This is a genomic window from Saliphagus sp. GCM10025334 (assembly GCF_042663485.1).
GTDB lineage: Archaea > Halobacteriota > Halobacteria > Halobacteriales > Natrialbaceae > Natronosalvus.
Genome location: NZ_JBHTAF010000002.1, coordinates 495315 through 520689 on the forward strand (window position 1 = coordinate 495315; position 25375 = coordinate 520689).

Annotated in this window: 29 protein-coding genes and 3 tRNA genes; 17 read left to right on the top strand and 15 right to left on the bottom strand. The window is 61.4% G+C overall.

Going from position 1 to position 25375, the window contains the following annotated elements; genetic code table 11:
* Positions 1 to 87: 87 nt before the first annotated feature.
* Positions 88 to 420: a DUF7126 family protein gene (locus ACFQO4_RS10720; protein WP_500260906.1), complete on the bottom strand. Its 333-nt coding sequence runs from the start codon at positions 418 to 420 to the stop codon at positions 88 to 90.
* Positions 421 to 498: 78 nt separating this feature from the next.
* Complete coding sequence (locus ACFQO4_RS10725) at positions 499 to 996, bottom strand: DUF6789 family protein (protein WP_500260907.1); 498 nt, start codon at positions 994 to 996, stop codon at positions 499 to 501.
* A gap of 141 nt (positions 997 to 1137) precedes the next feature.
* Between ACFQO4_RS10725 and ACFQO4_RS10730 the strand changes: the two genes are divergently transcribed.
* The 3 genes from ACFQO4_RS10730 to thrC all read left to right on the top strand — a co-directional run bounded on the left by ACFQO4_RS10730 (position 1138) and on the right by thrC (position 3290).
* Positions 1138 to 1443, top strand: a complete 306-nt coding sequence (locus ACFQO4_RS10730; RefSeq protein WP_500260908.1) for a DUF8001 family protein — start codon at positions 1138 to 1140, stop codon at positions 1441 to 1443.
* Positions 1444 to 1508: 65 nt separating this feature from the next.
* Positions 1509 to 1880 (top strand): helix-turn-helix domain-containing protein, encoded by a 372-nt coding sequence (locus tag ACFQO4_RS10735; RefSeq protein WP_500260909.1) that lies wholly within the window; start codon positions 1509 to 1511, stop codon positions 1878 to 1880.
* 126 nt (positions 1881 to 2006) lie between these two features.
* Complete coding sequence (gene thrC / locus ACFQO4_RS10740; protein ID WP_500260910.1) at positions 2007 to 3290, top strand: threonine synthase; 1284 nt, start codon at positions 2007 to 2009, stop codon at positions 3288 to 3290.
* Positions 3291 to 3317: 27 nt separating this feature from the next.
* Here thrC and ACFQO4_RS10745 read toward each other — a convergent pair whose 3' ends face one another.
* The gene (locus ACFQO4_RS10745) at positions 3318 to 3788 is read right to left on the bottom strand and encodes a carotenoid biosynthesis protein (protein ID WP_500260911.1); all 471 of its coding nucleotides are present in this window, start codon (positions 3786 to 3788) and stop codon (positions 3318 to 3320) included.
* A 342-nt stretch (positions 3789 to 4130) separates the two neighbouring features.
* Between ACFQO4_RS10745 and ACFQO4_RS10750 the strand changes: the two genes are divergently transcribed.
* Positions 4131 to 5633 (top strand): hypothetical protein, encoded by a 1503-nt coding sequence (locus tag ACFQO4_RS10750; protein WP_500260912.1) that lies wholly within the window; start codon positions 4131 to 4133, stop codon positions 5631 to 5633.
* Between the two features lie 368 nt (positions 5634 to 6001).
* Here the strand turns inward: ACFQO4_RS10750 and ACFQO4_RS10755 are convergent.
* Positions 6002 to 6074: transfer RNA gene (locus ACFQO4_RS10755), tRNA-Arg, on the bottom strand.
* Between the two features lie 291 nt (positions 6075 to 6365).
* On the opposite strand from ACFQO4_RS10755, the gene ACFQO4_RS10760 reads away from it, so the two are divergent.
* From ACFQO4_RS10760 to ACFQO4_RS10775, 4 genes are all read left to right on the top strand, one after another.
* Positions 6366 to 7787: a single-stranded DNA binding protein gene (locus ACFQO4_RS10760; RefSeq protein WP_500260913.1), complete on the top strand. Its 1422-nt coding sequence runs from the start codon at positions 6366 to 6368 to the stop codon at positions 7785 to 7787.
* A 60-nt stretch (positions 7788 to 7847) separates the two neighbouring features.
* Entirely contained in the window at positions 7848 to 8279 is a 432-nt protein-coding gene (locus tag ACFQO4_RS10765; RefSeq protein ID WP_312910362.1) for a histone, read from the top strand.
* Positions 8280 to 8283: 4 nt separating this feature from the next.
* Complete coding sequence (locus ACFQO4_RS10770) at positions 8284 to 9297, top strand: histone deacetylase family protein (RefSeq protein WP_500260914.1); 1014 nt, start codon at positions 8284 to 8286, stop codon at positions 9295 to 9297.
* A gap of 106 nt (positions 9298 to 9403) precedes the next feature.
* The gene (locus ACFQO4_RS10775; RefSeq protein ID WP_500260915.1) at positions 9404 to 10057 is read left to right on the top strand and encodes a DUF6517 family protein; all 654 of its coding nucleotides are present in this window, start codon (positions 9404 to 9406) and stop codon (positions 10055 to 10057) included.
* Positions 10058 to 10103: 46 nt separating this feature from the next.
* On the opposite strand, the gene cca is transcribed toward ACFQO4_RS10775, so the two are convergent.
* Both cca and ACFQO4_RS10785 read right to left on the bottom strand, forming a co-directional pair.
* The gene (cca, locus tag ACFQO4_RS10780) at positions 10104 to 11522 is read right to left on the bottom strand and encodes a CCA tRNA nucleotidyltransferase (protein WP_500260916.1); all 1419 of its coding nucleotides are present in this window, start codon (positions 11520 to 11522) and stop codon (positions 10104 to 10106) included.
* Positions 11519 to 11683 (bottom strand): hypothetical protein, encoded by a 165-nt coding sequence (locus tag ACFQO4_RS10785; protein WP_500260917.1) that lies wholly within the window; start codon positions 11681 to 11683, stop codon positions 11519 to 11521. The genes cca and ACFQO4_RS10785 overlap by 4 nt, the downstream gene beginning before the upstream one ends.
* A 99-nt stretch (positions 11684 to 11782) precedes the next feature.
* On the opposite strand from ACFQO4_RS10785, the gene ACFQO4_RS10790 reads away from it, so the two are divergent.
* The 9 genes from ACFQO4_RS10790 (at position 11783) to ACFQO4_RS10830 (ending at position 17247) form a co-directional block, all read left to right on the top strand.
* Positions 11783 to 11855, top strand: a tRNA-Asn gene (locus ACFQO4_RS10790).
* A 128-nt stretch (positions 11856 to 11983) separates the two neighbouring features.
* The gene (locus ACFQO4_RS10795) at positions 11984 to 12571 is read left to right on the top strand and encodes a MogA/MoaB family molybdenum cofactor biosynthesis protein (protein ID WP_500260918.1); all 588 of its coding nucleotides are present in this window, start codon (positions 11984 to 11986) and stop codon (positions 12569 to 12571) included.
* 74 nt (positions 12572 to 12645) lie between these two features.
* Positions 12646 to 12720 (top strand) — tRNA-Ile (locus ACFQO4_RS10800).
* Positions 12721 to 12903: 183 nt separating this feature from the next.
* Positions 12904 to 13128, top strand: coding sequence for a DUF7563 family protein (locus ACFQO4_RS10805; protein WP_500260919.1), 225 nt, complete (start codon positions 12904 to 12906; stop codon positions 13126 to 13128).
* Complete coding sequence (locus tag ACFQO4_RS10810) at positions 13121 to 13720, top strand: J domain-containing protein (RefSeq protein ID WP_500260920.1); 600 nt, start codon at positions 13121 to 13123, stop codon at positions 13718 to 13720. The genes ACFQO4_RS10805 and ACFQO4_RS10810 overlap by 8 nt, the downstream gene beginning before the upstream one ends.
* 112 nt (positions 13721 to 13832) lie before the next feature.
* Positions 13833 to 14339: a PD-(D/E)XK family putative nuclease gene (locus ACFQO4_RS10815; protein ID WP_500260921.1), complete on the top strand. Its 507-nt coding sequence runs from the start codon at positions 13833 to 13835 to the stop codon at positions 14337 to 14339.
* The gene (locus ACFQO4_RS10820) at positions 14336 to 14629 is read left to right on the top strand and encodes a hypothetical protein (protein ID WP_500260922.1); all 294 of its coding nucleotides are present in this window, start codon (positions 14336 to 14338) and stop codon (positions 14627 to 14629) included. Before ACFQO4_RS10815 ends, ACFQO4_RS10820 begins: the two co-directional genes overlap by 4 nt.
* A gap of 4 nt (positions 14630 to 14633) precedes the next feature.
* Positions 14634 to 16259 carry a DUF7845 domain-containing protein gene (locus ACFQO4_RS10825; RefSeq protein WP_500260923.1) on the top strand — a complete coding sequence of 542 codons (1626 nt, stop codon included), beginning with the start codon at positions 14634 to 14636 and terminating at the stop codon, positions 16257 to 16259.
* A 409-nt stretch (positions 16260 to 16668) separates the two neighbouring features.
* The gene (locus tag ACFQO4_RS10830) at positions 16669 to 17247 is read left to right on the top strand and encodes a hypothetical protein (RefSeq protein WP_500260924.1); all 579 of its coding nucleotides are present in this window, start codon (positions 16669 to 16671) and stop codon (positions 17245 to 17247) included.
* A 65-nt stretch (positions 17248 to 17312) separates the two neighbouring features.
* On the opposite strand, the gene ACFQO4_RS10835 is transcribed toward ACFQO4_RS10830, so the two are convergent.
* The 9 genes from ACFQO4_RS10835 to ACFQO4_RS10875 form a co-directional block, all read right to left on the bottom strand.
* Positions 17313 to 18077 carry an AlbA family DNA-binding domain-containing protein gene (locus ACFQO4_RS10835; RefSeq protein WP_500260925.1) on the bottom strand — a complete coding sequence of 255 codons (765 nt, stop codon included), beginning with the start codon at positions 18075 to 18077 and terminating at the stop codon, positions 17313 to 17315.
* A 225-nt stretch (positions 18078 to 18302) separates the two neighbouring features.
* Entirely contained in the window at positions 18303 to 18686 is a 384-nt protein-coding gene (locus ACFQO4_RS10840) for a PD-(D/E)XK family putative nuclease (protein WP_500260926.1), read from the bottom strand.
* Complete coding sequence (locus ACFQO4_RS10845; protein WP_500260927.1) at positions 18673 to 18951, bottom strand: hypothetical protein; 279 nt, start codon at positions 18949 to 18951, stop codon at positions 18673 to 18675. Before ACFQO4_RS10845 ends, ACFQO4_RS10840 begins: the two co-directional genes overlap by 14 nt.
* A gap of 328 nt (positions 18952 to 19279) precedes the next feature.
* A complete protein-coding gene (locus ACFQO4_RS10850; protein WP_500260928.1) occupies positions 19280 to 20461 on the bottom strand; it encodes a hypothetical protein in 1182 nt (393 codons plus the stop codon).
* Positions 20454 to 21248 carry a hypothetical protein gene (locus ACFQO4_RS10855; protein ID WP_500260929.1) on the bottom strand — a complete coding sequence of 265 codons (795 nt, stop codon included), beginning with the start codon at positions 21246 to 21248 and terminating at the stop codon, positions 20454 to 20456. Before ACFQO4_RS10855 ends, ACFQO4_RS10850 begins: the two co-directional genes overlap by 8 nt.
* Positions 21245 to 21802 carry a DUF8063 family protein gene (locus ACFQO4_RS10860; protein WP_500260930.1) on the bottom strand — a complete coding sequence of 186 codons (558 nt, stop codon included), beginning with the start codon at positions 21800 to 21802 and terminating at the stop codon, positions 21245 to 21247. Before ACFQO4_RS10860 ends, ACFQO4_RS10855 begins: the two co-directional genes overlap by 4 nt.
* A 2-nt stretch (positions 21803 to 21804) precedes the next feature.
* Positions 21805 to 24705 (bottom strand): WD40 repeat domain-containing protein, encoded by a 2901-nt coding sequence (locus ACFQO4_RS10865; protein WP_500260931.1) that lies wholly within the window; start codon positions 24703 to 24705, stop codon positions 21805 to 21807.
* Positions 24705 to 25238, bottom strand: coding sequence for a hypothetical protein (locus tag ACFQO4_RS10870; protein ID WP_500260932.1), 534 nt, complete (start codon positions 25236 to 25238; stop codon positions 24705 to 24707). Before ACFQO4_RS10870 ends, ACFQO4_RS10865 begins: the two co-directional genes overlap by 1 nt.
* Entirely contained in the window at positions 25239 to 25364 is a 126-nt protein-coding gene (locus tag ACFQO4_RS10875; RefSeq protein ID WP_500260933.1) for a hypothetical protein, read from the bottom strand.
* Positions 25365 to 25375: the final 11 nt, after the last annotated feature.

The window sequence follows — 25375 nt, forward strand, 5'->3', positions numbered from 1 at the left end:
TACTCCGAAACCACACGATCGATTGCAACGAATTTATTCCAGTTGCAGGCAAAATGTGCCAATCCCGGGGGAACTAGCGACGAGCGGTCACGACGACGGCTCCCGAACGAGTTCGCTTGCGAGCACGTCGGGAGCGATTAGCGCCGGATCGACTGCGAGGTCGAGCTGGCCGCGTACGAACTCCGGCACCGTATTCCGGTCGTAGACGACCGTTCGAACGTCGTCGGTGAGATCACAGACGATCGGGATCGTCGTCGACTCGCCGACGTCAGTCAGGACGTACAATTCAGCGTCGACGATGCCTGCTTCCTCGAGTACCGGCCGGGTCAGGGGCCCCTCGAGCCGTTTTACGTCGGCGCCGACGGCCTCGAGTGCGTCGGCGATCCCATCCTCGTCAGGAGCAGTGACAATCGCGTTCATTGTAGCTGAGGCGACGGGCCCCGGGGGTTTGTGTGTGTCGAAGCGACGCAAAATCGAGCGAGGAAAGTCGTGACTCGATCAGGGACGGATCAGGGCGTAGACCGTGCCGAGAACGAGGCCGTAAACGGCGTGCCCCACGAGGCTGAGTTCGCTGACGTTCGGAAGCGGCGGGGCGCCCGGGAAGCCGACTGCGTCGAGCCATACCGGCATGACGAGGACCGCCAGGGTGGCCCACACGACGACGCCGTACAGCGCTCCAGCCAGAGCGGTCTTGATACTCGAATCCGTCCAGGTAGTGATCGGTCCGCGGTGGACCAACGCGGCGAAGACGACGCCGATAACGGCGCCGTGTGAGAGGTGGATCACCCAGCCCGCGAGTTCCGCAGGATTTGCGGGTGTGGCCTCGATGCCGTACATATTCGGAATCGCGACCTCGAGGACGGGGTCCGGGATCATAGTCATCATGAGCGCGCCGAAGACGACGGATCCGAGTAGCCCGCCGACGACCCCGGCTTGCCAGGGCTGGATCGACGTTCGATTCGCGACGGTAGTCTGTGATGTGGTGCCTGATGCCATACGAGAGGACGTACAATCGTCGAGGAACTACGTCTATCCCGGTGTGGACTCGTTCATACACGACCGCGCGTGCGTGGCGACGGGAACGGGCAGGGTAATGGAGAGAAACCGTTTTTCCCCGCGGCGTCGAATTGCGGACGAATGACGACGCCGTTGCGAATCGCGGCCGGCGAGCATCCGCCCGAAACGATTCTCGAGGCGCTTCGAAACGGACGCCGGGTCGTGATCACGACCCAAGCACTCGGCGAGAGCCACGACGTCACGCTCCGCGTCGTCGACGGCACCTACTACTGCGATACGCCGACCCGCCTTCACCGCCACGAGACGCTCGAGGAGATGCGATCCTGCATTCGAAAGATGGGGTACGCGAAATCGAAGACCACGGATTCAGCCGGCCCAAGCGGCGACGCGGAATCGACGGACTTGGACAGCAGCGACGAGGACTGAGCCCCGGCCGATAAGCCTGTACGAACGAGCGAGAGTTTTTGGCGCCACCGCCCGCACGTGAACGCATGTCGAACGATCCACGCCATCGACTCGATGAGTTAATGGAGCAGTCGGATCCGGAATTTCGAACCGTGATGAGTTGCGTATTCGGAATCGAAACCCACGAGACGCGGACCTACCTGACGCTCCTCGAGCACCCCGGGAGCACGATCGCGGAACTGGCGTCACTGCTCGACCGCGACCGAAGCACGGTCAACCGGTCGCTGTCGACGCTCGTCGGGCGAGGGCTCGCACAGCGAGACCGGCGACTCCTCGACGGCGGTGGATACGTCTACCAGTACACCGCCGTTCCCCTCCCCGAGGCGAAAGAAGCGCTCCACGAGGCGCTTGATACCTGGACCGCGGGCGTTCACGAGGTTATCGACGACTTTTCGTGAGCGCAGACGTCGTGATGACCACCGACGTCGTGATAGCCACCGGCACCATGGTGGCCCGATAGCCCTCGACGGCAGCATCCGCAGCAACCCACCCACTTTTCCCCGTTGGCTCCCTCCCGCCGGATAATGACCGACAGTCACGATCCCTCGCACACCCTCTCTCTCACGGTCGACTGGGAGTCACCAGCCGAAACCGCGGTCGACGGTACCTGGCTCGAGTGCGTCGCCTGCGGCGAGACGTTCGCCCCGTTCGAGGCCATTCGCTACACCTGCGACGCCTGCGACGGGCTGCTCGAGGTACGTTCCGACGACCTCCCGACGTTCGACGACTTCTCGGGTACCGGGGTCTGGCGGTACGCCGAATCGCTCCCGCTCGACTCGGGCGTCACGATCCAGGAGGGGAACACGCCGCTCTACCGGGTTCCGCGACTCGAAGAAGACGTCGGCGTCGAGACCCTTCGAATCAAACACGAGGGGATGAACCCGACCGGGAGCTTCAAAGACCGGGGAATGACCGTCGGCGTCGCCGTCGCCCGCGAACTCGGCGTCGACCGCCTCGCCTGCGCCTCCACGGGCAACACCAGCGCCGCGCTCGCGGCGTACGGTTCTCGCGGCGGCATGGAAACGCTCGTCCTCCTCCCCGCGGGCAAGGTCGCCGCCGGCAAAATTGCCCAGGCCAGCCTCCACGGCGCGCGCATTCTCGAGGTCGACGGCAACTTCGATCGGTGTCTCGACATCGTCCAGGAGCTGGCAAGCCGTGGCGAAACCTACCTCCTCAACTCGCTGAACCCGTTCCGCCTCGAGGGCCAGAAGACGATCGGCCTCGAAATTCTCGAGGAGTTCCAGGCCGACTACGGGACCTGGCCCGACCGGATCGTCCTCCCCGTCGGCAACGCGGGGAACACTGCGGCGCTGTACAAGGTCTTCCGCGAACTGGTCCAGGCGGGCGAACTCGCGATCGAGGACGTGCCGAAACTGACGGGCGTGCAGGCCGAGGGGGCCGCACCGATGGTCGAAGCGATCGAGAACGACGCGGACACGGTGTGCCGCTGGGACGAGGTCGAGACGCGCGCGACGGCAATCCGGATCGGCAATCCCGTGAACGCGCCGAAAGCACTGCCCGGAATTAGGGAGACCGGCGGAACGGCAGTCGCCGTCAGCGACGAGGCAATCACCGCAGCCCAGCGCGACCTGGCCGAGGAAGGGATCGGCGTCGAACCCGCATCCGCCGCGTCGGTTGCTGGCCTTCGAAAACTTCGAGCACAGGGCGTCGTCGCCGCAGACGAACGCGTCGCCTGCCTCACCACCGGACACTTGCTCAAGGACCCCGACGCGGCCGCCGCGGCTGGCCGCGATCCGGAGCCGGTTCCCGCCGATACGGCGGGCGTCCTCGAGGTACTCGAGTCCTGACTCGCTAGTCGCGAAAGGGAGGCCGAACTAGAGCAACGAGACGGCGATCGCCGCCGTCAGTCCGCTGATGACGAACCAGCCCAGAAAATTCCACCACGGAACTCCGCGGCGACGGGGTCCGGGGAGACTGTCGGTGTAGGTCCAGTACCCTTCCTCGACGCCCTGGTGATCGACCAACAGATCGTACCCGGTCGCGAGCGCGGCCGCGAGAACGACAGCACTCCAGCCGTCGACTGCGAGAAACGCGAGCCGAAGCGCGACGTAAATCACGCCGGTCCAGCCGAACAGTACGTAGAGCGGCACGCCCGCGACCTTCGGGCCGACGTGGTGCTCGAGCCACCCGAAACCGATGACGAGTGCTTCCGCAACGAACGCGATCAGCGCGCCCCCGACAAAGAACGCGACCGTCGCGCGTGTTGGCCACGTGAACACTGCGTGCGTGAGGGCAACGACGCCGACGAGTACCGTCGTGAGTGCGAACTGACGACTGCCTGTCATACGTCGTTCGTTTCATGCCAGGAACAAATACGTGCTTCATTTAGTCCGGAGCGAGTGAGGACACACGATTCCGTCGAGAGAAACCCACGAACTGTGATCAATCCGGATTAACTAACCCAGTTCACATACTTAGCGCCCGTTCGAGCGGCCGATCGACGAATTCGCTGATCCGAACGGAGTTAGTTGGCGAGTAACCCATCGACCCCCTCACGTGCGTGAATGTCGTTTCTGGGGGAGCGTTATTGGTTCGAATAATTGCAACTCTATTATTTTATTCCTGAAATTCAAGCGTGAAACGTTACAGAGCCTATAGCCAAATAGTCACTGTTCTCAGGGCCTTCCGTGAGTTCCAACGAACCACAGTCGGCTCGATTCGGTCGGAGATCGTATCTGAAAGGCTGTCTCGTCGGCGCCGGTTCTGCGCTCGCTCTTTCGGGGGTGACGTCCGCGTCTGACGATACACTCGAGGACCAGTACCGGACGGTTATCGACGTCACGGAGGAGGGGGCGGACAACACCGGGAACGAATCGGTGACACCCGTTATACAGCGGCTCGTCAACGACGACACGCTGCTGAAGTTCCCCGAGGGACGCTACTACATGGACGGGCAGGTCCGGTTCACCAGCTTCGAGAACGCCGGATTCGTCGGGGACAACGCGACGCTGGTACCGGCGAACTACCACAATTTCGATGGACCGCAGTACCGTCTGTTCAGGCTCGGCACCGCTGACCGCCCCGGACGGGACCTGCACTTCGAGAACTTTACCGTAGACCAGAGCGCCGAGGACACGGGGATCCGCGTGATCAGCGCGGAGGTCGAGGACGGGCTCTACGTCGGCAGAGTCGGCATTTACGGCCTGCACGACAGCGGCACGTGGGGTCCTGGCCTGTTCAACATCACCGATCCGGGGGGATCGGGATTCGTCGAGTGTTTCCGTGCGAAAGCGGGCGGGGCTCACGTCGACGACACGCCCAACAACGGGAACATGTGGCGCGGGCCCACCGGGATCGCCGTCAACCCGAATCACCACGGGTCGCTCACGCTGAGTGACTGCACCCTCGGCGCGTTCCCCGACAACGGCCTCTACGAATCGTCGGTCGACGGCGAACTCGTCGTCCAGGGTGGTCTGTTCAAAAACAGCGGCACCGCGTCGATTCGACTCTCCGGGAACAAAGCCACGGTCAACGATCCGGTCATCGTCGTGGACGACAATGCCGTGCGAGCAGCGGGCCAGCACGCGATTCGACTCGACCACGGGAAGGCATTCGAAATCGACGGCGCCGACATCAGGATTCCCGAACCGAACGGGGCCGCGATACGGGTGATGGACGACGTCGACGAGGCGACGATCAAGAATACCTCGATTTCGATCGGCGACGGTAACAACTCGGGAATCCGGATCGATCCCGAGTCGGGGCGAACGACGGTCGAAAACGTCGACGTGGACATCGACGCCAGCGGCTACGCGTTCCGCATCCTCGGCGAGGACGCCGGCATCGTCAGTCTGCGACACGTGAACGTGACCGGCGACGCGACCAGATCGCCGATCCGGCACACGATCTACTGTGAGCGGAGCAACTGCCGGTTCCACAACCTGTCGATCGACCAGCCCGGAGACGGTCGCGGGGGACTCGAGCTCCGCGGTGACAACTACCACATCACCAACGGCGAGTTCACGACGGATGACGTTCCCATCGTCGTCAACGGCTCCGACGACGTGGTGATCGAAGACAGTTACAGCGAGTCCTACGAGGGCGAGACCTCCCTGCTCATCCTCGACGGCTCGAGTAACGTCTCGCTTCAGAACAACGACTTCCCCGGTGGCGTGAAAGACACCCGGTAACGGCAGTCGGACCGCTGTTGGCCTGCGTTTTTTGGAGCGTACTCGAGGGGAGTGACGGAGTCTTCTACCGGAGGGTTACGTTCACGAGAGCGTCCTGACTGAGCCTCCGTCCAGAGGTTACGTCCAAAGAGCGTCCTGACGGAGTCTTTCGCGAGCGAAGCGGACGAAAGGCACGCCAGGACCGAACCCGAAGCGAGTGCTGAGCAACGCGAAGCACTCGCCAGAAGTGAGCGTCCTGACGGAGATTTGAACACGCGAAGACGGTCGGCCTCGCTTCGCTCGGCCGCTGCGACTTCTCTGCTCAAATCACCGGGTCCGTTCTCGAAGAATGGACTCCTCGCTTCGCTCGTCGTATGGTTCTTCGAAAACGTCCTGACGGAGATTTGAACTCCGGTCCCTGGCTCCGCAAGCCAAGAGGATAGTCCACTACCCTACCAGGACTCATCTCTTCGTTACCCGGAGTCGGTTAAAGCCCTTTCGAAAGGGGAGCGGTGTCGCTGTCGATTTTGTGGGACGTGACCGTAACGCACAGCTCTCGAGACGCTTTCTCGGGACGCGAACTCGAGGCGGTTTTCCCGACGCTGCCTCGAGCACCGGAGCACGCTCGACACACCGACGGCGGCCGACGGTTTAAATACGATCCCGCGGCAGATCCCGGTATGGACGACCGAATCCGGCGACGACCGCAAATGGACAATGCTTATGCGCGGGCTACCCATGCACGAGCATAGAATGAGCGAGATCGAGGGTATCTACGAGGACCTCGAGGCCGACGTCTCCCTCGAGGAGTTTCGCGAGGCCGTCGAGGCCAAAGTCGAGCAGATGGGTGGGCTCGCCGACGAGGAAACGGCGGCGATGCTCATCGCACACGAACTCGGCGAGAGCGAGGTCACCGGCGTCGCGGACATCGAACCGGGGATGGAGGAGGCGAAGTTCACCGCGAAGGTCGTAAAGATCGGCGATCTCCGCACGTTCGAACGCGACGGCGAAGACGAGGACGGCCGCGTCGTCAACGTCGAAGTCGCCGACGAGACCGGGAGCGTCCGGGCCGCCTTCTGGGACGAACACGCCCAGGCAGCCGTCGACGAACTCGAGGAGGGGCAGGTGCTGAAAATCAAGGGCCGCCCCAAGGAGGGATTCAGCGGCGTCGAAGTGAGCGTCGACGACGTCGAACCCGACGACGACACCGAGATCGACGTCCAGATCTCCGACACCTACACCGTCGAGGCGCTCTCGCTCGGCCTCTCGGACGTGAACCTCGTCGGCGTCGTCCTCGACACCGACGCCGTCCGAACGTTCGACCGGGACGACGGCTCGGAGGGGAAGGTGGCCAACCTCACGCTCGGCGACTCGACCGGACGCATCCGGGTCACCCTCTGGGACGAGCGAGCGGACCTCGCCGACGAGTTCTCCCCGGGCGACACGGTCGAGGTCGTCGACGGCTACGTACGCGACCGCGACGGCTCGCTCGAACTCCACGTCGGCAACCGCGGCGCCGTCGAGGAAGTCGAGGCGGACGTCGAGTACGTCCCCGAGAGCACGCCGATCGAATCCCTCGAGATCGGGGACACGGTCGACATCGCGGGCGTCGTTCGATCCGCGGACCCGAAACGGACGTTCGACAGGGACGACGGCTCGGAGGGACAGGTTCGAAACATTCGCGTCCAGGACGCGACGGGCGACATTCGCGTCGCCATGTGGAGTGAGAAGGCCGACGTCGACGTCGGTCCCGGCGACGAGGTCGCCCTAGCGGACGTCGAGATCAAGGACGGCTGGCAGGACGACCTCGAGGCCTCCGCTGGGTGGCGCTCGACCGTGACGGTACTCGGCGAGGGTGGCGGTGGTACCAGCGCCGACTCGAGTTCAGCCGACGGCGGGAGCGAGTCAACCGGGCTCTCGGCGTTCGCGGACGACGCTGCCGGCGACGCGGAAACTGCCGACAGCGAGGAGGACAGCGACGACGCCGACGACCCCGAAGACGGCGAGCAGATCGAGTTCACCGGCGTCGTCGTCCAGGCCGGCGATCCGGTCGTCCTCGACGACGGCGAGACGACGATGAGCGTCGAGACGAGCGCCGACGTCGGCCTCGGGGAAGAAGTAACGGCGCGCGGACAGGTCACCGACGGGCGACTCGAGGCCGACGAGGTCTTCTGAGCGGGCACGCCCGTAGCCTGTACGAAAAGCGTTAAGAAGGTCAACTTCGGCTATCTGTGTATGAACGTCGAACTCCCGTTCGCTCCGGTGGACACGATAATTCGACGGAACGCGGGGGACCTTCGGGTGAGCGCCGGTGCAGCAGAGGAACTGGCCAGGGAGATTCAGGCTCACGGCGCCCGGCTGGCGATCGACGCGGCCGAACGAGCGACCGCGGACGGCCGGAAGACGCTGATGGCCGAGGACTTCGAGGTCGAAACCGTCGTCGACAAAGACGACCTCGAGTTGCCGGTCGCCCCGGTCGACCGAATCGCGCGTATCGACATCGACGACCACTATCGCGTCTCCATGGACGCCCGCATCGCGCTCGCCGACATTCTCGAAGACTACGCCGACAACGTCGCTCGCGCGGCGGCGACGCTCGCCCATCACGCCGACCGACGGACGATCACGGCCGACGACATCGAGACGTACTTCGCGCTCTTCCAGTAATCACATGCGCTTTGGGTACAGCACCACCTGCCTCGAACACGACCCCGGCCCGCGCCACCCGGAGACACCGGACCGTCTTCGGGCGATTCGCGAGGGACTGAAGCGGAAACACGGCGTCGAGTACGTCAACGTCGATCCGCTCTCGATAGACACCATCGCCGCGATCCACGACCGCTCGTATCTCGAGGAGGTTCGCGAGTTCTGTGCCGACGGCGGCGGCAGCTGGGACCCGGACACGAGCGCCGTCGAGGAAACGTGGGACGCGGTCCGGACCAGTGCTGGCCTCGCGTGCTGGGCCGCCGAACGCGCGCTCGAGGGCGACGACGGTCGAAAGACGCCGTTCTCGCTGGGTCGGCCGCCGGGGCACCACGCCGTCTACGACGACGCGATGGGGTTCTGTTTCGTCAACAACGTCGCGGTCGCGGCTCAGTACGCCATTGACGAGTACGACGTCGACCGCGTCGCGATCATCGACTGGGACGTCCACCACGGCAACGGAACCCAGGACCTGTTCTACGAACGCGACGACGTGTTCTTCGTTTCGCTCCACGAGAAGGGGCTGTATCCGGGGACGGGCGACGTCGACGAGACCGGGGCCGACGCGGGCGAGGGGACGACCATGAACGTCCCGATGCCCGCCGGTTCCCACGACGGCGACTACCTCGAGGCGCTCGACGGCGTCATCGCCCCGGCGCTCGAGGCCTACGATCCCGGACTCGTTCTCACGAGTGCCGGCTTCGACGCCCACCGCCACGACCCAATTTCGCGCGTTCGCCTGTCGACCGAAGCGTACGCACTCATGACCGATCGGCTCCGCACGCTGACCGAAGACGTCGACGCAGCGCTCGCGTTCGTCCTCGAAGGGGGCTACGGCCTGGAGGTGCTCGCCGACAGCGTCGCGCTGGTCCACGAGACGTTCGACGGGCGCGACCCGCTCGGCCCGGACGATCCGGTGAGCGACGACGTCGCCGCGCTGCTCGAGGAGGTACGCGAGGCACACGGCCTCGATCTCGAGTAGCGCCACGGGAACCGATCGGTTCGCCGGTGAGAATCGGATCGTGCCACTCGAGCGACTGGATAGAAGCCAACACACTCATTAGAACTGACTCGCCAGGTAGTACACGATGAATCGTAGAGACGTGCTCGCGGGGACCGGTGTCGTTGGTCTCGCGAGTCTCTCGGGGTGTCTGGGTGTACTGGGACTCGACGAACACGAATCGGCGCCGGCCGGCGTCGACCAGTCGGTGCTCGAGGAGACTGGTTACCAGGAAATCAGGACCGAACCGTTGGGCGTCGACGAGAACGTCGACCTGCTCCTCTACAGCGAAACGGTAACCGTGACGAACTACCTGACGGAGTACGACAAGAGCGTCGACCTCGGCCCACTCGGGAGTCTGCGCGCCGCCGTCTTCAACGTGCTAACGACGCCGCAAGTCGACGTTCTCGGGCAGGAACTCAACCCGATCGAGGAGATGTCGACGGAGGAGGTTATGGAACTCGTCAAGAACAACTACGACGGGTTCGGTGACGTCACCCACGAAGCCGACGAGTCGGTGTCGGTGCTCGGACAGGAGGCGACGATGTCACGGTTCAGCGCGAGCGCCAAGTTCGACGGCGCCGACCTCGACGTGTTCATCCACGTCACCGAAGCGATCCAGACCAGTGAGGACCACCTCGTGGCGATCGGCGTCTACCCGGAACAGACCCAGGGGCGAGAGGAGGCAAACGTGTTTTCACTCGTCGAGGGCGTCATCGAGGACGCGAGCGGCGCCGAGTGAGACGGCGACGACTGCGACGGCACCGAGTGAGTCGACGCCGAATCGATCACGGCATCGGTTCGAAGTACATCCGTAACGCCGTCCCGAACTCCTCGAGCAACCCGCTCACGTCGGGTCCGACCAGCACTTCGTACTCGCCCTCGAGTGCCGTCTCGACGTGGGCGCCGAGTCCAACGTCCAGCAGTCGGTCGCTCTCGAGGAACGAGACGGCATCGGTGAACTCCCGGTCGCGTTCGACGACGTACCGGGCGCCGTCGATGAACGGGCCGTACACCGTCTCGTCGTCCGCGTAGGCGTCGTAGAACCCTTCGGCGTGGTCCTTGACGTGAACCGGCGGCCCTTCGTGGCGCTCGACGGCCGGGCGCTCGGCGACGGCGAGTTCGACGAGGAGAACGGCGCTCGCGTCGGCGAACGCTTCGGCTCTGAGGACGTCGAACTCGCGACGCTCGAGACCGCTTGCGATGCCGTCGAGGGACTTCTGGAGCTGTGGATAGAGCTGATCGTCGACGAGGGGAGGGGCATCGAATCGGATCGCGACGGGCGTCGTCTCGCGTCGATCGAGGTGGGCCGCGAGTTCGTCGGGTTCGAGTGGTTCCGGTTCGTCCGGTTCGAACAGCTCGATTCGGGGCGACTCGAGCACCTCGCGCGCGTAGTGCTGGAGCCGGGCGACGTTCGCCGCCGAACACACCGCGGCGACGTTGCGTTCGGGATCGGTCGGGTCGATGACGACGAGCGGGTCGTCGAACGTCGCTCGACCGTGGTCTTCGGGATCGAGTTCGACGGGCGGGCGCCAGCCGGCCGCTGCCTCGAGCAACGGCCGAAAACCGCCGTACTCGACGACGAGCAACTCGGTCAGGTAGCCGCTGAATCCCTCCGTCCGGAGGTTCGACCCGTACGCGCCGATCGCCTTCAGAAACTGCTTGGCGAGACGAACGTCGTCGGCGGTCTCGTCGTCGAGACGATCCTCGAGATACCGGTTGTGAAAGGGGGTCCGGTCGACTGCCGAGCGGATGTCGGTAGCGTCCTCGAGTCGAAAACAGGGGACGACGTCCACGTCGAATCCGTCGTACTCGCCCGTGACGTAGGGATGTTCGGCATACTCCTCGTGGCCCTCCGGGAGCGTTTCGTGGCCGACCTCGAGCCCGTAGGTCTCGAGTGTCTCGCGGTCGAGCGACGGTGGAAAGCGGACGAAGACGTCGATGTCGCGGTCGCCGCTGATCCAGGTGTCGCGAGCCGTGGACCCGACCTGGACGACGTCGGCGTCCGGACAGCGGTCAGTGGCCGCGGCGGCCGCCCTGGTGATGAGGTCCTCGGCGACCGTGTGCATGGTGGCTCGTTCGTCGTCGGCAGGGCTGATCCGCTCGAGGACCTGTTCGGTGACGGCCTCGAGTTCCGCGCTACCCGCATCGTCGGGCTTTCCGCCAGCCCCGTGTTCGGGTTCGCCCTCCCCCGTATCGTCGCTCATACGGGGGACGTACTCGAGCGACGGCCGAAAGGGTATCGAACGACGACGCGTGCTCGCTGGAGCTGGAGGGTGACGGCGAGGGTGAGCGTGCCTGCGACAGCGAACGCGGGGGCGAGGACGAGGACGAGATCGAGTGCGAGTGCGAGTGCAAGTGCAAGCACAACACCGGAAGTAAACCCGTGTGCGACGTGAACTCGAGGCACGACCCGGCGAAAAGCGAAAGCCCTATCAAATCAACCCGACAACCAGCAGATGCCTAAGCCGAAGTAGCTCAGTTGGTAGAGCACCTCGCTGTTAACGAGGCGGTCCCAGGTTCGAGTCCTGGCTTCGGCGCCTTCTCTCGAATTCTCGCTCGAGGGGTACCCACGCCGTGATTCGAGGAGCGACAGTCGCTTCGAGCGGCGAGCGTACCATCGGCCTCGAGGAGTGGCTATTAGTTCCCACCCACCGGAGAGACGCCCATGTCGACACCCGCCGACAGACGAACGACCGACGACGATGGACACGACGTCATCGACCCGCTGTACGTAGGAATCGTCACCGTCTCGTCCTCGAGAGCCGCGAGCGACGACCCCGATCCGGACGACCCCGGCGGCGACATCATTCAGGAGTGCTTCGAGACCGAGGGTCACGAGGTCCAGGCCCGCGAACTCGTTCGCGACGACTACGCGGCGATCCGGACGGCCGTCAGGAGTCTGGTCGTCCAGCCCGATATCGACGTCGTGCTCACGACCGGCGGCACGGGCGTCACCGCCGACGACGTCTCCCCGGACGCGGCTTCGGCGCTCTTCGAACGCGACCTGCCCGGATTCGGCGAGCTCTTCCGGTCGCTCTCGTGGGACGAGGTCGGCACGCGAGCGATGGCCTCGCGAGCGACGGCGGGGATCGCCGCGGATACGCCCGTGTTCTGCCTTCCGGGGAGTACGAACGCCTGTCGAACGGCCTGCGAGCAGTTGATCGTCCCCGAGGCGCCCCACCTCGCGGGACTGGCGACGAAACACCGCGCCGGGACGGGAACGCAGACGCTCGCGGATTTCGACGGGGAGTGAGACGTTACCCGAAGCTCGAGGTGGCCCCGGACAACAAGCGTTAATTAGCCTGCCCGTTTTCCCCCGATTGAAAGGGGCCCTTAGCTCAGTCTGGTTAGAGCGCTCGGCTCATAACCGAGTGGTCGATGGTTCGAATCCGTCAGGGCCCATCCGAAAATAACCCGATCCGTGGCCGATAGCGATTCGGCCATCGGTCGGGTTCTTACCCACTCGAAAAGCGGATATTCGTTCTCGAGCGAAGCGAGTTCGAAACTGGAGCCGAACCAGTCACTGGTTCCGGGTCGCCTCCCTCGTGCGATATTTGTAGCCGAAACGGGGTGGTCGACGTGGCGGTGAGCGACTGGGTACCCGGGAGCAGTTCGACCTGTGACCACTGCGGCGCCCACGTCAGCGAGCAATTTCGGCGGGTCTACGGCGACTCGTCGGACCGCGCCCACCGCTGCGGGGAGTGCGATTCGTTCCGTCGCCTGAGCCGCGGGACCGGCGCCGGTGTCGACGTCGCGATTCCCGATCCCGAGATCGCGCCCGGTCGCCACGGGGGTGAGTCCGATGTCTGACCTCAAATGGCCGAAGTCGTTCCCACGGACGTCACCGGAGGAGCGCGAGGCCTATTCGGGGAACTTCCGCGTTTCGACGCGACGCGCGTTTCAGAATATCCTCGGCGAGCTGCAATCCTGGGATGGTGTTACCGACGTCCAACTCGAGAGTGCTGCCGATCACCTGAAACAGAATCCGAATCTTCCCTACGCCAACGCCACGAAGCCGGACGATCCGGGCGTCGTCGCCTACTTCACGAAAGACGGCGAGCAGATGGCTGCGGCCTGTGATCGGTGGGATAACCTGCGCGACAACGCCCAGGATCTCTACCATTACTTGCACGAAACTCGGATGCAGGAACAGCGCGGAACGGTCACCGCCGAAAGCGAATATCAGAAACTTCGACTCCCGAGTGCTGGTGAGGCCGTCGAAGCCGCGCCGTCACCCTACGCTGTCCTTGAGGTCGCTCCCGCCGCTGACAGCGACGAGATTCGAGATGCGTTCCGAGAGCGAATCAAAGAAGCCCATCCCGATAAAGGAGGTTCGGAATCCGAGTTCAAGCGAGTTCAGAATGCCTATCAGACGCTAACTAACGGGGGTGACCAGCGGTGAGCCGACTCGTCAAAAGCAACGAGTGCGAGCGCTGTGAGGAATCCATCAGTGGCCTCCGTCGTCTTTGTCCTGAGTGTACTCGAGAGGTTCGCCGTGCTCGAGGTGGGCCGCTGTGAGCCACGCCGTCGAGACTATGGCCCGGTCACGACAGGCGGGTGACCGTGCAGAGACGGCCGTCCTCGAGTTGATCGACGGTCTACGATACGTCCCCGACTCGGAAGCTCAGCACTACGACGCGATCGCCGAGGCGGTCATCGTTCCATGTCGAGAACTTCCGTTCGTCGGGCTCTGTCTTCTCGAGGCGGGGGTCGTCGTCGAGATCAAGAGTGTGGCCGTCGTCTACGGACAGAACCAGCGCCGCGGCCGCTTTAGCCTTCGACGCGTTCAACACCAGAGCTTGCTCGAGGAGGGCGGCGTCTACCTGTTTGCCGTCTGTACGCCGAACAGCCGCGAGATCATCGGGATGAAGGTCGTTCCGGCGAATCAGGTCGATCACCTGCTTGAGTCGGTAACCGACGGCTGGCGGACCGCGGGCGACGGTCGCGAAGATTATTCGCAGCTCGCCTGGACGCGAGTCTTCGATTCGAGCGAACTCCGCGAGCGAGGGGATGCGCTGTGAGCACCGAGCACGTCGGTGACGATCGTGACCTTGAGGCCGAACTGGCGAGCCCGGCCGCCGGCCGGATCGGGTTGCCCTTCGACGCGATCTGCACCGGCTGCCAGCGTGTCGCGGTGAAGCGAGCGAGTCTGGAAGACGTCGGGCACGAGCCGCAGGCCGATCTTGAGTCGCTCGAGGCGGGCGACTGCACGTCGTTCAAGCACATCTGCCATCGCTGTCAGACCTGTACGTGGTGGAATCCGGTGGCCGTGCTCACCGGCCTGATCCGGGCCGATCGGGAGGAGGACTAAGCTCATGTCCCAACCCGAAACCACGCCCCACGAGAGCCACGGGCGATGGAAGTGGGACACCTGGGGCCGCGGGCCCTACGATGCCCTCTCGAGCGTGATGCTCGGTCCACCGTTCGAGGGACACCTGAAACTGGACGTCGACGTCGACGGCGAGCCTTGGCACCTGGAGGTCACCTACTCAAAATCCGGAATTAAACCGCGGCCTCGAGACAACATCAACGCCTCGAGGCTCTACGAGTGGGACATCAAAGGCCGCGGACCGGGCGAGGCGAAAGCGTCGTTCAATATCTCGCCCCGGTTCCCGAACATGTGTCACTGGGAAACCGGCGATCCGTTGGGCCTTCCCTGGGAGAACCAGTTCGGCGAGGTCGACGGTGTTGACGTCGAGTACGAACCGTCGAACGTCGAACCCGAGCGAGCGCTCGAGTTGCTCCCCGAGTTCTATGCAGCGATCTTCGAGGAAGCGGGTGAGCCAGTGTACCCCGAGTACTTTCGGAAGCCGCCCCACCCGACGTACAGCCGCGAATGGGCGCACGAGCGCTACGTACGTATGCGTCGCGAATGGGCCGAGAAACTGGCCTCCGCGGGCGTCCTCCAGAAGATTACCCACCACCTGACCGATATGGAGGGTGTCATCGCCGAGTTGAAGATCAACAACAAGGAGGTCGTCAACCATCAGAACCGGCTGGTACTCGACCCCGCGGCGGTGAGTGAACTCCTCCCCGGCCACAGCTACGGACGGAAGTTCGAGATTTACCAGCTGAAAGATCCGGACGCGGTGTCGAAAGATCACCCATCGTACCACCCGAAGGTGGAGGTACTGGTGAACAAGAAGATGAACGACCGCGAGGCATGGGCATGGGCCGATCGACGCGAGGTCGTCGAGGAGATCGACGAGACGCTGATGAATTTCATCAACTGGGACGACATCCCGCTCGCCCCGGACGCGAGCGCGGTGTACGTCGAAGACGACCATTTCGAGGCCGTCGCTCGTGACGATCCGGTCGAACTCTATCCGGACCCGACGCCGCGCCTCGAGGCGAAGAGTGAACACCTGTTACTGACGACGCTTCGCGATCTCGGGAAGACGCCGCGCGACGTCGCCGAGAAGGTCTCGACCGACGGCGGCGTGACCGTCGGCGACCTGGCCGACGAGCTAGGGAAGCATCCGTCGACGATCTACCGGGCGATCGAGGAACTCGGCGAACTACTCGACCTCGAAAACGGTCAGGTCTCGTACCGGGCCAGGAAGTATCGCGAGGAGATCCGAGCGCTCGTCGAGAGCGCCGAGTACGGCATCGAGAGCTACGCCGACCGTATCCAGCACATCATGGGCCTGGCGGATCACGTCGCCGAGTGCTCGCCGTTCCAGAAGTGGCTAGCCGAGCACGGCGCCGAGCTCGAGTTCGACCAGGAAGGCGAACCGAAACGCCTCCGCATCGACACCATCCTGTCGACGCTGAAAGCCTCGAGTTTTGAGAGCGCCCAGGAGGTCGCCCGCGAGGCGATCGAGAAGTGGCGCCACTCGGGCAACGACCCAGCCCTCTTCTCGAGGGTGCCGATGCTGTGGCGGACACCTGGAGGGGACACGGAGACACGACCGGTCGGACGACTCGCGCCCGACTGGTAGCGCGGCCCTCGTGAGTGGCAACGCTTTTTCGCACCTTCTTTTCAGAAATTGAGATTGTACTCAATCCGTGAGTGTACAACTTCGGTTGTGTTCTGGCCTCGAGGGGTCGGGCTCCGGCGCGATCGGGCCGGTGCCCCTGCGGGGTCGATTCGCGCTGCGCGCGAACGCCCCCTTGCGGCGTGTCCCCAAGGGGACAAAGCCAAAAAATTACAACGCCCCCGCCCCACCTCCGCACGATTCCAGTTGAAGCACATGAAACAGGGGTGTGCTCTTTTGCAAGAGTTTATGAGTGAAGCCGGGAGCAAAGTCGGTGCTATACGGCATCCCAAGTTAATCTGCTGATCGCCTACGCGCTCTCGTTACCACGGATATGGCAAATCTTTTGAAATGGTCAACTAATTACTAACATATGTCACCTAATGCTGATTCTGAATTTAGTCAACTAGATGAGTATTTGGACAATGTTGATTTGTCCTCTGATGTCAGTGAAGGTGGATTGGAGGTTTTGAAAGATGAATTACAAGACCGAATTGATCATCAAGAGAATGAATATCAATACTATTTGGATTTAGGATTTAGAAGTGCACGAACAGTAATAGTCCTATTAGGAATATTTGTGTCTGCTATTGCAGTACTAATAAACCAGGGAATGATAAATATCACCGATCTCATCTCAGCCCCTTTCCTTTTTGGAGGATTTTCTGCCGTTTTATCAATTCTTTTTGGCACGCTCCTCCCATTCTTCATCAGCTATTTCAGGAATAGAGCTCGGAGAGAAACAGATTATGAATCAATTACATTAGCAGAAGATCCTGGATTAGTTTATTCTAAAGAACAAATCCTAACCTTTGCCGTAGAACAAAAGGTAAGGATGACTAAAAGGTCACATAAGAGTGTAGGGCAGGCACAAGTTCTTGCACTTATATCCCAATACTTGTTTGTTATTTTTGGAATTTGCGTTGGGTACGGTATATTGGCTGCGTTGTGATTACGGATCGATTAGCGTATCCACTCACATCTTTCTCCCAGATCACATTCAAAATGTTGATTATCTCACCGTTTGTATCTCTTTACTGTTTCTTTTAGAGTCGCTGGAGCATCATCTATTTCCAGGCCGAGTTTCTCATCGATTTGTTTTTCTTTTGCAGCTATTCTACTATCTATGTACTGGTAGAATTCATCTCTTTTCCCTGGTTGTAACAGTTTTTTCATATTTGATTTGATTCGAATTCCGTTATTTTCGCCATTGTCATAAAGTGCTTTTAGCTGAGAAAGATCTTCACGAATATCATCTGACTTTGTTTCTAACTGTGATTTCACCCTTCTATCAATTATATTATTAATCCCTGACTGCCCTGCTTCTATGCTTTTAGTATTCTTTCGAATGTATATTCTATCTCGTGAGATTCGCCCCTGTTTACCTTTTTGTGATATCAAAGGGAGGATCTCCGGCACGTCATCCACAAACAAAACTTGGAACAATTTTCCTTCTAATTCACTCCATTCTGCCGATGCATACACATATTCCTCTACCTCATAGATCTCATGTGCTTCGTCAGGAAGATACTGATCAATCGATAAATCCGATTTATCTTTCAAATTTTCAAGTCCCTTAATTTCTAAAGTATTGTCCTCCTTTTCAGATATCCCGAATAAGATCACTCCACCACCAGAATTCGCGAGAGCGAGCACATGCTTTCCGAGTTTTGCATTATCTATCCACTCTTTCTTGAAATCGAGATTATCATATTCCCCATCGTAATTTCGAAGAATCTCTCTTAGTTTCTCTCGATTCGGCTCTCGGAAGAATTCTGCCATGTCTTCCTTTCGACTTTCTCGGAATGATACCGATGCCATACTGACTCATCATCGTTCACGATTACTAACCCTTTTGGAAGACTTCAAATCAATATCTAATACCCCGAGAATCGTGTGTATTTTCGGTGGGGTAGCCTTGGTCACCGCTAATCGGTGATCAAGCTTTCAATTCACCCTATTCTGGGACAAATTCTAAGTCAAAACTGATATCGTCACCAACACTAACTAGAAAATGTCCGGAATCGCTACCTTAGCTTGATCGGTCCCACGATGATCCCCACCACCATGCCATCGTAGGAATGGGAGACTCGAGGCCTTGCACATCCTGTCTTTGACGATCGTCAACCCCGAGCTTCCATGTGGCCGATAGACCACAAAGCAGTACCAACCATTCGATCGGCGTAATCGATCGTGATAGGCTTTGTAGACCTTGAAATTCCCCGGCTGGCCGTCGCTATGCTCGAGCATCGTGCTCTTGATCTCGACGGGCGTCCCATTCTGAAAGCGTGCATCGTGCCAACTCGAGCGTTCGAGGTCGAACCGTCGCTTCCGGGCCATCCGTTTCTCGCAGATCGTCCCGAAGTGGTTCGCTCGCTTACTCCGATTCATTTCGAGCCTCACAGGCGTCTTTGTAGCCCACGTCCTCACAGCTGAATGTGTGTCTCTCGAGAACTTCGCTCTCGCCGTTCTCGTAGACTGTAGTGACGATCGCCTCGTATTGGTAGGTGATATTGCCACCATTGCCGTTGGTGATCGCGTAGATTTCGGGGACCACGCGAGAGGTGTGAGCCGTCCAGATGCCCGTATTGCCAGTTGCCCCAACCACTCGAAGCTCGACGTACTCGAGGTCGTCAAACGAGTCGACGTCAACCATAGCTGAGCATCGGTGGATGTGCTCGCCGGAGAGTGCCTCGTGATCGTGGCACCGAGTCGTGAGTTCGACCTCCGGTTCCGACGTTCCGAAGGTCGTTCCCGCGTAACTGCCTATCAGGATCACAGCGACGATCGCCGTTGCGACCAACAGCGTTCGTCGATTCGGATTCACGCCGACCACGCGCCACGCGCGCCGATATATATCAACTCCTCCGCCTGATTCGACGCCCGCCCATCGGTCGCTTCGCTCCCCGCGGGAGCGAGCGATGGGCTTGGGCCTCGAGTAAAGGGGACTGCGTATCCGTATCCAGCCATCCATCGCGCCGCGGTCATGCGATAACCTCGTTCACTTTGGAAATCGCGTCGACGTGCTCGCCGTCGTCTCGGTATTCCCGCCAGCGTGAACCCACCCAACCGTGGCTGTAGGGAACGAATTTGGCGGTTTCACGGTTTGTCATTCCCTCTTCCTTACAACGGATCACCGTCCACAGCGCGGTGAGGCGAGCGGCCTCGTCGGCATTCATCTCGTCGGTTTCGTCGCCGAAGCGCGACCAACTCCAGTCGCTCGCTTCTTTGGTGTTGTACCGGAAGTCCGTCGGCGGGATACCTTCGATCTCACCCTGGACGTCTGCGAGTTTCGCGTTGCTGATCGAATCGGCGATGATCGCTTTCTTCTGGCTCACCTTCTTGACGATCGTGCCGACGCGCCAGAGCATCGGGTGGATCGATCGTTCGCCGTGAGCGATGTAGATCAGTGCACCACCGTACTTGCGGATCTTGTAGACCAGCGGCGCCATTTTCATTCGGGTTTCGTAGCCCTGTTTTCCCTGGCCGCTCGCTGAGCTCGAGAACTCGTCGCCGATGAACAGTTTCGGGCGCTGGCTGTGCTCGAGCGGGTCGCCGTCCTGCTCGACCCACTCCATGAGGGTGCCGTAGTCGGGAATCCAGCCGTCCTGGACGTCGCCGTCCTCGTCGACCCAGCGGTTCTTCTCCTCGAGGGACTGGATGTTGGTTCCGAGCAGCGACTCCGATCGGTTGAGGTCGCGCCAGCGCTGCGCGAGTAGACACGCGAAGTCGGTCTTTCCGGCGCCCATTTCACCCAGAACGACGACGACCGGCGCCGGGCCGTCGATCAGGTTGTCGACTTTGCCGATCGCCTTCATTCCCGAGACGTCCGCTCGCTGGGAGGTATCGCCGACCATGTGCTTGATCGTCGGCATATCGCCGTTCTCGAGCGCCTGGCGGAAGGTTTCAGTCCCTTCGACCATGCGGATGTCGCGGTGTTTTCGGAGGTCTTTGCACTGGCCGGGCATCTTGTCGGGCCGATCGGCCTCGAGCGGATCGTAGTGAACCGAGCGGATCGACAGCGCTCTCGAGACGTGCTCGTCGCGAACGATACCGCCGTGGTCGTGGATCTCGCGGTTTTCCCGGTCGCTGTAGCCTTCCTGGTGTTCACGCGCCTGTGCGGTCGTGTAGAGCGCCTGCTGGTCGGCGCCGTTGTTCTCACTCATGGTTTCGTCCTCCGTCGGTGGCTGTCTCTGCAGTCTCGAGCGTGATTCCCTGCGGGTTCTCCGCCGGGTCGTAGTCGATCGCGTAGTCGTCGACGTCGCGGATCTCGTCGCTGTCCCACTTGTCGGCTTCCTCGCGAGCGGCCTCAAAGCGTTCCTTCACGCTGGTCTGCTGGCCCATTAGCCCACGCTCGTCGGCCTCGGCCTGGAAGTTGATCGAGTCGCGCTCGATCTCGACGCCCATCTTCGAAATGCGGCCGCGGAGTTTGTTGAGCGCGATCGAGTCCTCGATGAGGTCGCCGTGAATGTCCTCGAGCATCGCTTTCAGCGTCACGAGCTTCGAGTCGGCCATATTCGACTGGTAACAGCCGGTGACGATGAGGTCCTCCGTGTCCTCGAGCCACTCGAACTCGCGAACCTCGAAGGCCTCGTTGTCGTTGCATTGGTACGGCGACGGTCCTTCGACGGTCTTGTTCGCCCACACCTCTGGTTCGACGTAATACTTCTCGCGGACGTCCTCGACGCCGTTGATGTGGTGAACGGGAATCATGTGTCGGTTTCGGAGCTTCCGCGCACCCGTGATGAATACCGCGAGCAGCGGCGGCCCCAGGAGCAACAGCGCGGCGAACCAGCCGAAGACGATCGGCGGGATACCGGGGACACTCGGTCGAATCCAGATGAGCGCGGCGCCGAGGGAAACCATGATCCCGAGAACGATTAGCTGACTCTCGGCGAGCAAGTAGGTCACGCGGTCGGACCAGCTCGAGAACGTGCCACTGGTTTCGGTCATGCCTGCACCACCCCACTCTCTTCGGAGCGGACGACGTACGCGGCGCCAACACCGGCGAGTGCCGTCGTCATGATGACGCCCGAGAACAGGCCGCTCTCACCGCCGAAGTGGCGGAACGGGTTCTGCTCGACCATGCCGGTCGAGACGACCGCGCCGGTTCCCTGCGCGAGTGACTGCCTGGTGGCGACAGCGACTGCGGCGCCGTCCCGATCGGCGACCGCGAACGTCACCGTGTTCGTTCCCTTCTCGAGGCGCACCTCGTCGTAGTTGAAGCTGGTCGTTCCCTCTTCGAAGGTACCGGCCTCAGTGAGCGATATACGGCGCCGTTCGTCGGCCTCGATGGTGAGCGTGAACCGGCCGCTCGAGTAACTCCAGTCGACGATTCGCGTTTCGGCGTCGATCGCCCGTTCGTAGTCCTCGCCCGCCTCGATACCGTCCTCGGTGGCTGTTTCGTTCGTGGCGTTCTCCTGGGACTGTGCGAGCGCGCCCATACTGCCCATGCCCATCGCGAGCGATACCGCTACGATCGTGGCGAAAATGAAAATGCGTCTCATGGTTAGTTACCCAATCCAGGGATGAGGTCGGTCACGATCCCGACGACCGCCAGGACTACCGCCGCGATGAGTCCGAACCCCAGAATGGTGCTGCCGCCGCCATCGAAACTTCCGAATAGTCCGCCGAACAGTGGCTCGTCGTCTTCCGTGCTCGAGTTCGTCTCCTCGTTCTCACTCTCGAGTTGTGCGATCAACTCCTCGAGTTCGGCCATTGCCTCGGCGAACTCCGCCGACGTTACCGCGTCGTAGTCCTGGTCAGTGTAGTCAGGTTCCGTAGTCCGTACGTCGGAGCCGTCGTCGTTGCCGACCGTGGCATCGACTCCGTAGTGCTCGATAATCGCCAGCACGTCGCGCGTGTAGCGAATATCATCGACACTATCGAACTCATCCATCTCCTCGACGATCGTCTCGATAGAGTCGGGCGTTCCTTCCAGTGCTTCAATGTCGGCAATCGTCTGCTCGTCAACGTGCGTGATTTCGGCGCCTTCGGCGTCCCACATCTTGACGACCTCGAGCACGCCATTCCAGAGGTCGACTTGACCTTGACCGCTCGAGTCGTCCGTGGACTCGTCGAATATGAGCGAGCGAGCCGCCATTCCAGAGGCCGCCGGAGGGTCCATGATAGAAACACCCTCGTAAGCAGTGGTACTCCCTGAATAGACCCACATTGCAGAGCCATCAGACGCATCGACTGCATGGAGTTCACCAGCCCGGTCAGCGGAATAGACAAATCTTCCACCAGGAGGCACCGCCAACGAGTTGAGTCCATCCGTGTGACCCCCTTCGTATGCGTACTTTTCAGACCCATCTGACGGGTTGAAAAATCGCACATCCCCGGCGGTGTCGTTATCACCGGCGACGACTGTCCCATTAGGAAGTGTCGCGACAGGGGCAGAGTGCCCCGTCGTGGTAGTCCAACCGAGGGAGCCGTCAGCAGTGTCTATTTCTCGCAGGTCGCCAGACTCCGAGAAATACAGATGCTCTCCGTCAGGAGAGATCGCTATTCCTTGAATCTGTCCAGTTACCGGGGTGCTCCACACGCCAGAGCCGTCCGAGGCGTCAATCGCGTGGACACCATCGCCATTCGTCGATACGGCGTAAGCGGTCTGAGAGTCGTGAGAAAAGACCCCCGCAGTAACCCCATCACCATGCGAATATGTCCACTGCTCAGTACCGTCAGAAGCGGCGATTCCATACGTCAGGTTGTCCCACCCGCCACCGATGATGGTGGTACCATCCGGCGACACATCAACGAAATCGACAGATTCCGTGTTTCCGTCGAAATGCCATAGCTCCGAACCATCTGAGGTGTCGATCGCGTAGACGCCAAAGGACCCACAAACGAACAGTGTTCGTCCGTCGGGAGAGATCGCCGAATCGGAGAAATCGGCGGAATACGCCCCGATCGAAGCCAGCAGGTCCCCCGTAAAGGGATCGACTGAAGAAATGGTACCGCCAGCACCAACACCGTAAGTTGGGGGGCCGACAGTGTAGGTTTCGCCCGATTGGAAGCCACCCATAGGAACATCGCTTCCGAACACGATTCCGTTGTACTGCTCGGCGTCGGCGTAGCCGTCCGGGTAGACGTGGCGATCGTCGAGGTCCGGGTCGGGATCGACCCACGTTTCCGTAGCGCCGCTCCAGTTGACCGACATACCGCGCACGATCCGGAGGTCCGGGCGTTCGAACCCGAATTGCTGCATCCAGCTAATTTGGAAGCGTTCGTCGGTCGGGTCGTCAGTTCTCGAGAGGAACCGCGCCATTCCCTCCGGGCTACGCACTTGCTCGGGCGTGATGTTACCGGCGTCCAGTTCGCCGTAAATGTCTTCGACGAACGACTGGTCGTACCACGCCACTACGTCGTCCGAGAGCGTGCGAATTTCTTCGAGTATTTCGAAGAACTCCGGTCCATCGAACGCGAGCAGGGAGTCGGTCGAATCGAGGTCGCCACCGTCATCAGTCACGCTCTGCGTGGTGAACCGGAGGTCCGTCAGCACCTCTGTTCCGTCCTCGAGCACGAACGTCGTCGCACCAGGGTTCGACCGTCCAGACAGTTGGGCGGTCGAATCCCAGGCGTCGAGTTCGTCAGCACCGAGCGCCTTCGAGCCGATCAGCGTCTCGTCGCCAGCATCGAGGAAGTCGAAAACGGGCGTGATGAATCGCCCATCGTCACCGTCAAGGTTGTCGACGTTATCGAGCGCGTTTTCATCGACGACCGTTCCCTCATGCAGCACCGGTTTCGTCTGCTCTCGAGCATCCGAAATACGAACGATCACGTTCGAGCCGTCCGACACGCGCTCGCCGATCGTCTGAATGTTGTACGCAGGGTCCGTGTCCTGACCAGCGCCAGCGATATACGACAGTTGCAGCAGCGCCTTATTAGAGACGTGCAAGTGGTTGAACTCAGAGACGCAGTAGTATTGTCGGATACGCGAGAGCGCGGTGTCGTAACCCTTGCTCGAGCCGTTTCCGAGTTCCCATTCAGACGCCATGCCGTGCCGCGCCTCGAGCGAGGCGATCGGGCGAGTGTCTTGCAGGTAGTTCCCGAAGTTGACCGAGTGGTTGTTCATCCAGGCCGCCTCGTTCGTGACGAGTTGGTGCAGCTGCACTCGGTCGGACGTTGGGTCTTCGTTCATCGAGTTACGATACCAGGTGCCACCGACGAGGCCGACGAACACCGGCATCGCGAACACCGCCATCGTCCAGTGGGTCTTGTCGATAACGCCGCCGATCGCTTCCTTGAGGCCATCGACGACGCCGTTGTCAGCAGCGACCGTTCCGCTTGAGGCCGCCCCGGCGACCGCCGCTGCGCCGATCGCCTGAAGCGCCCGGCGCCGGGTGAGCGTGATCCCGTGATGGTACGTCGGAGGATCTCCCGACGATGGGCTTTGGGCTGAAGACATCAGTCACCTCCTCGAGCGCGTGCCGCCACGCCAGCGAGAGCCAGTGCGAGGACGGCGACACCGACACCGAAGCCGGGTTGAGCGTCACCGTAGGCGATCACACCTCCGATTAGCCCGCCCTCGATTTCGACGGTCTCGACCTTTTCGGCGTCACCTTCGACCACCACGCGCGTTGTCTCGTTGTACTCGAGGCTCGCGTAATCTTCGAAATAGACGTCCTCGACGATGCGCTCGGTCTCTTTGCCTTCGATGGTGACCGTGTGCAGCGCCGTGGCGTTCGTTCCCGAGTCGTTGAACTCGGTTTCGTTGTAGAACGTCGCCTCGACGCTCGCGACATCCGTCGACGAATCGTTGAAGTCGTCGGAAAACTCGACGGCGATCGTCACCGGATCGGACTCGTTGTCGACCTCGACGGTTTCGTTGAGCAGCTCGCTGGTGTCCGCGGCGCCGAGGCCGACCAGGAGGCCGGCGCCGAGTGCGAGCACGACGACCGCGAGCGAGAGCCATCGGGCAGCCGTGGGCGTGGGCCGCATTCAGACCACCCCCGCAGCCATCACCCCGGTAAGCGCGATCGAGAGCGCCGAGGCCGTGATGATGTAGCCGGTGATCGTCGAATCGTACCACTCCGCTTTCGTACCGTTGAATTCCGTGAGTTGCATGAATTGAACCT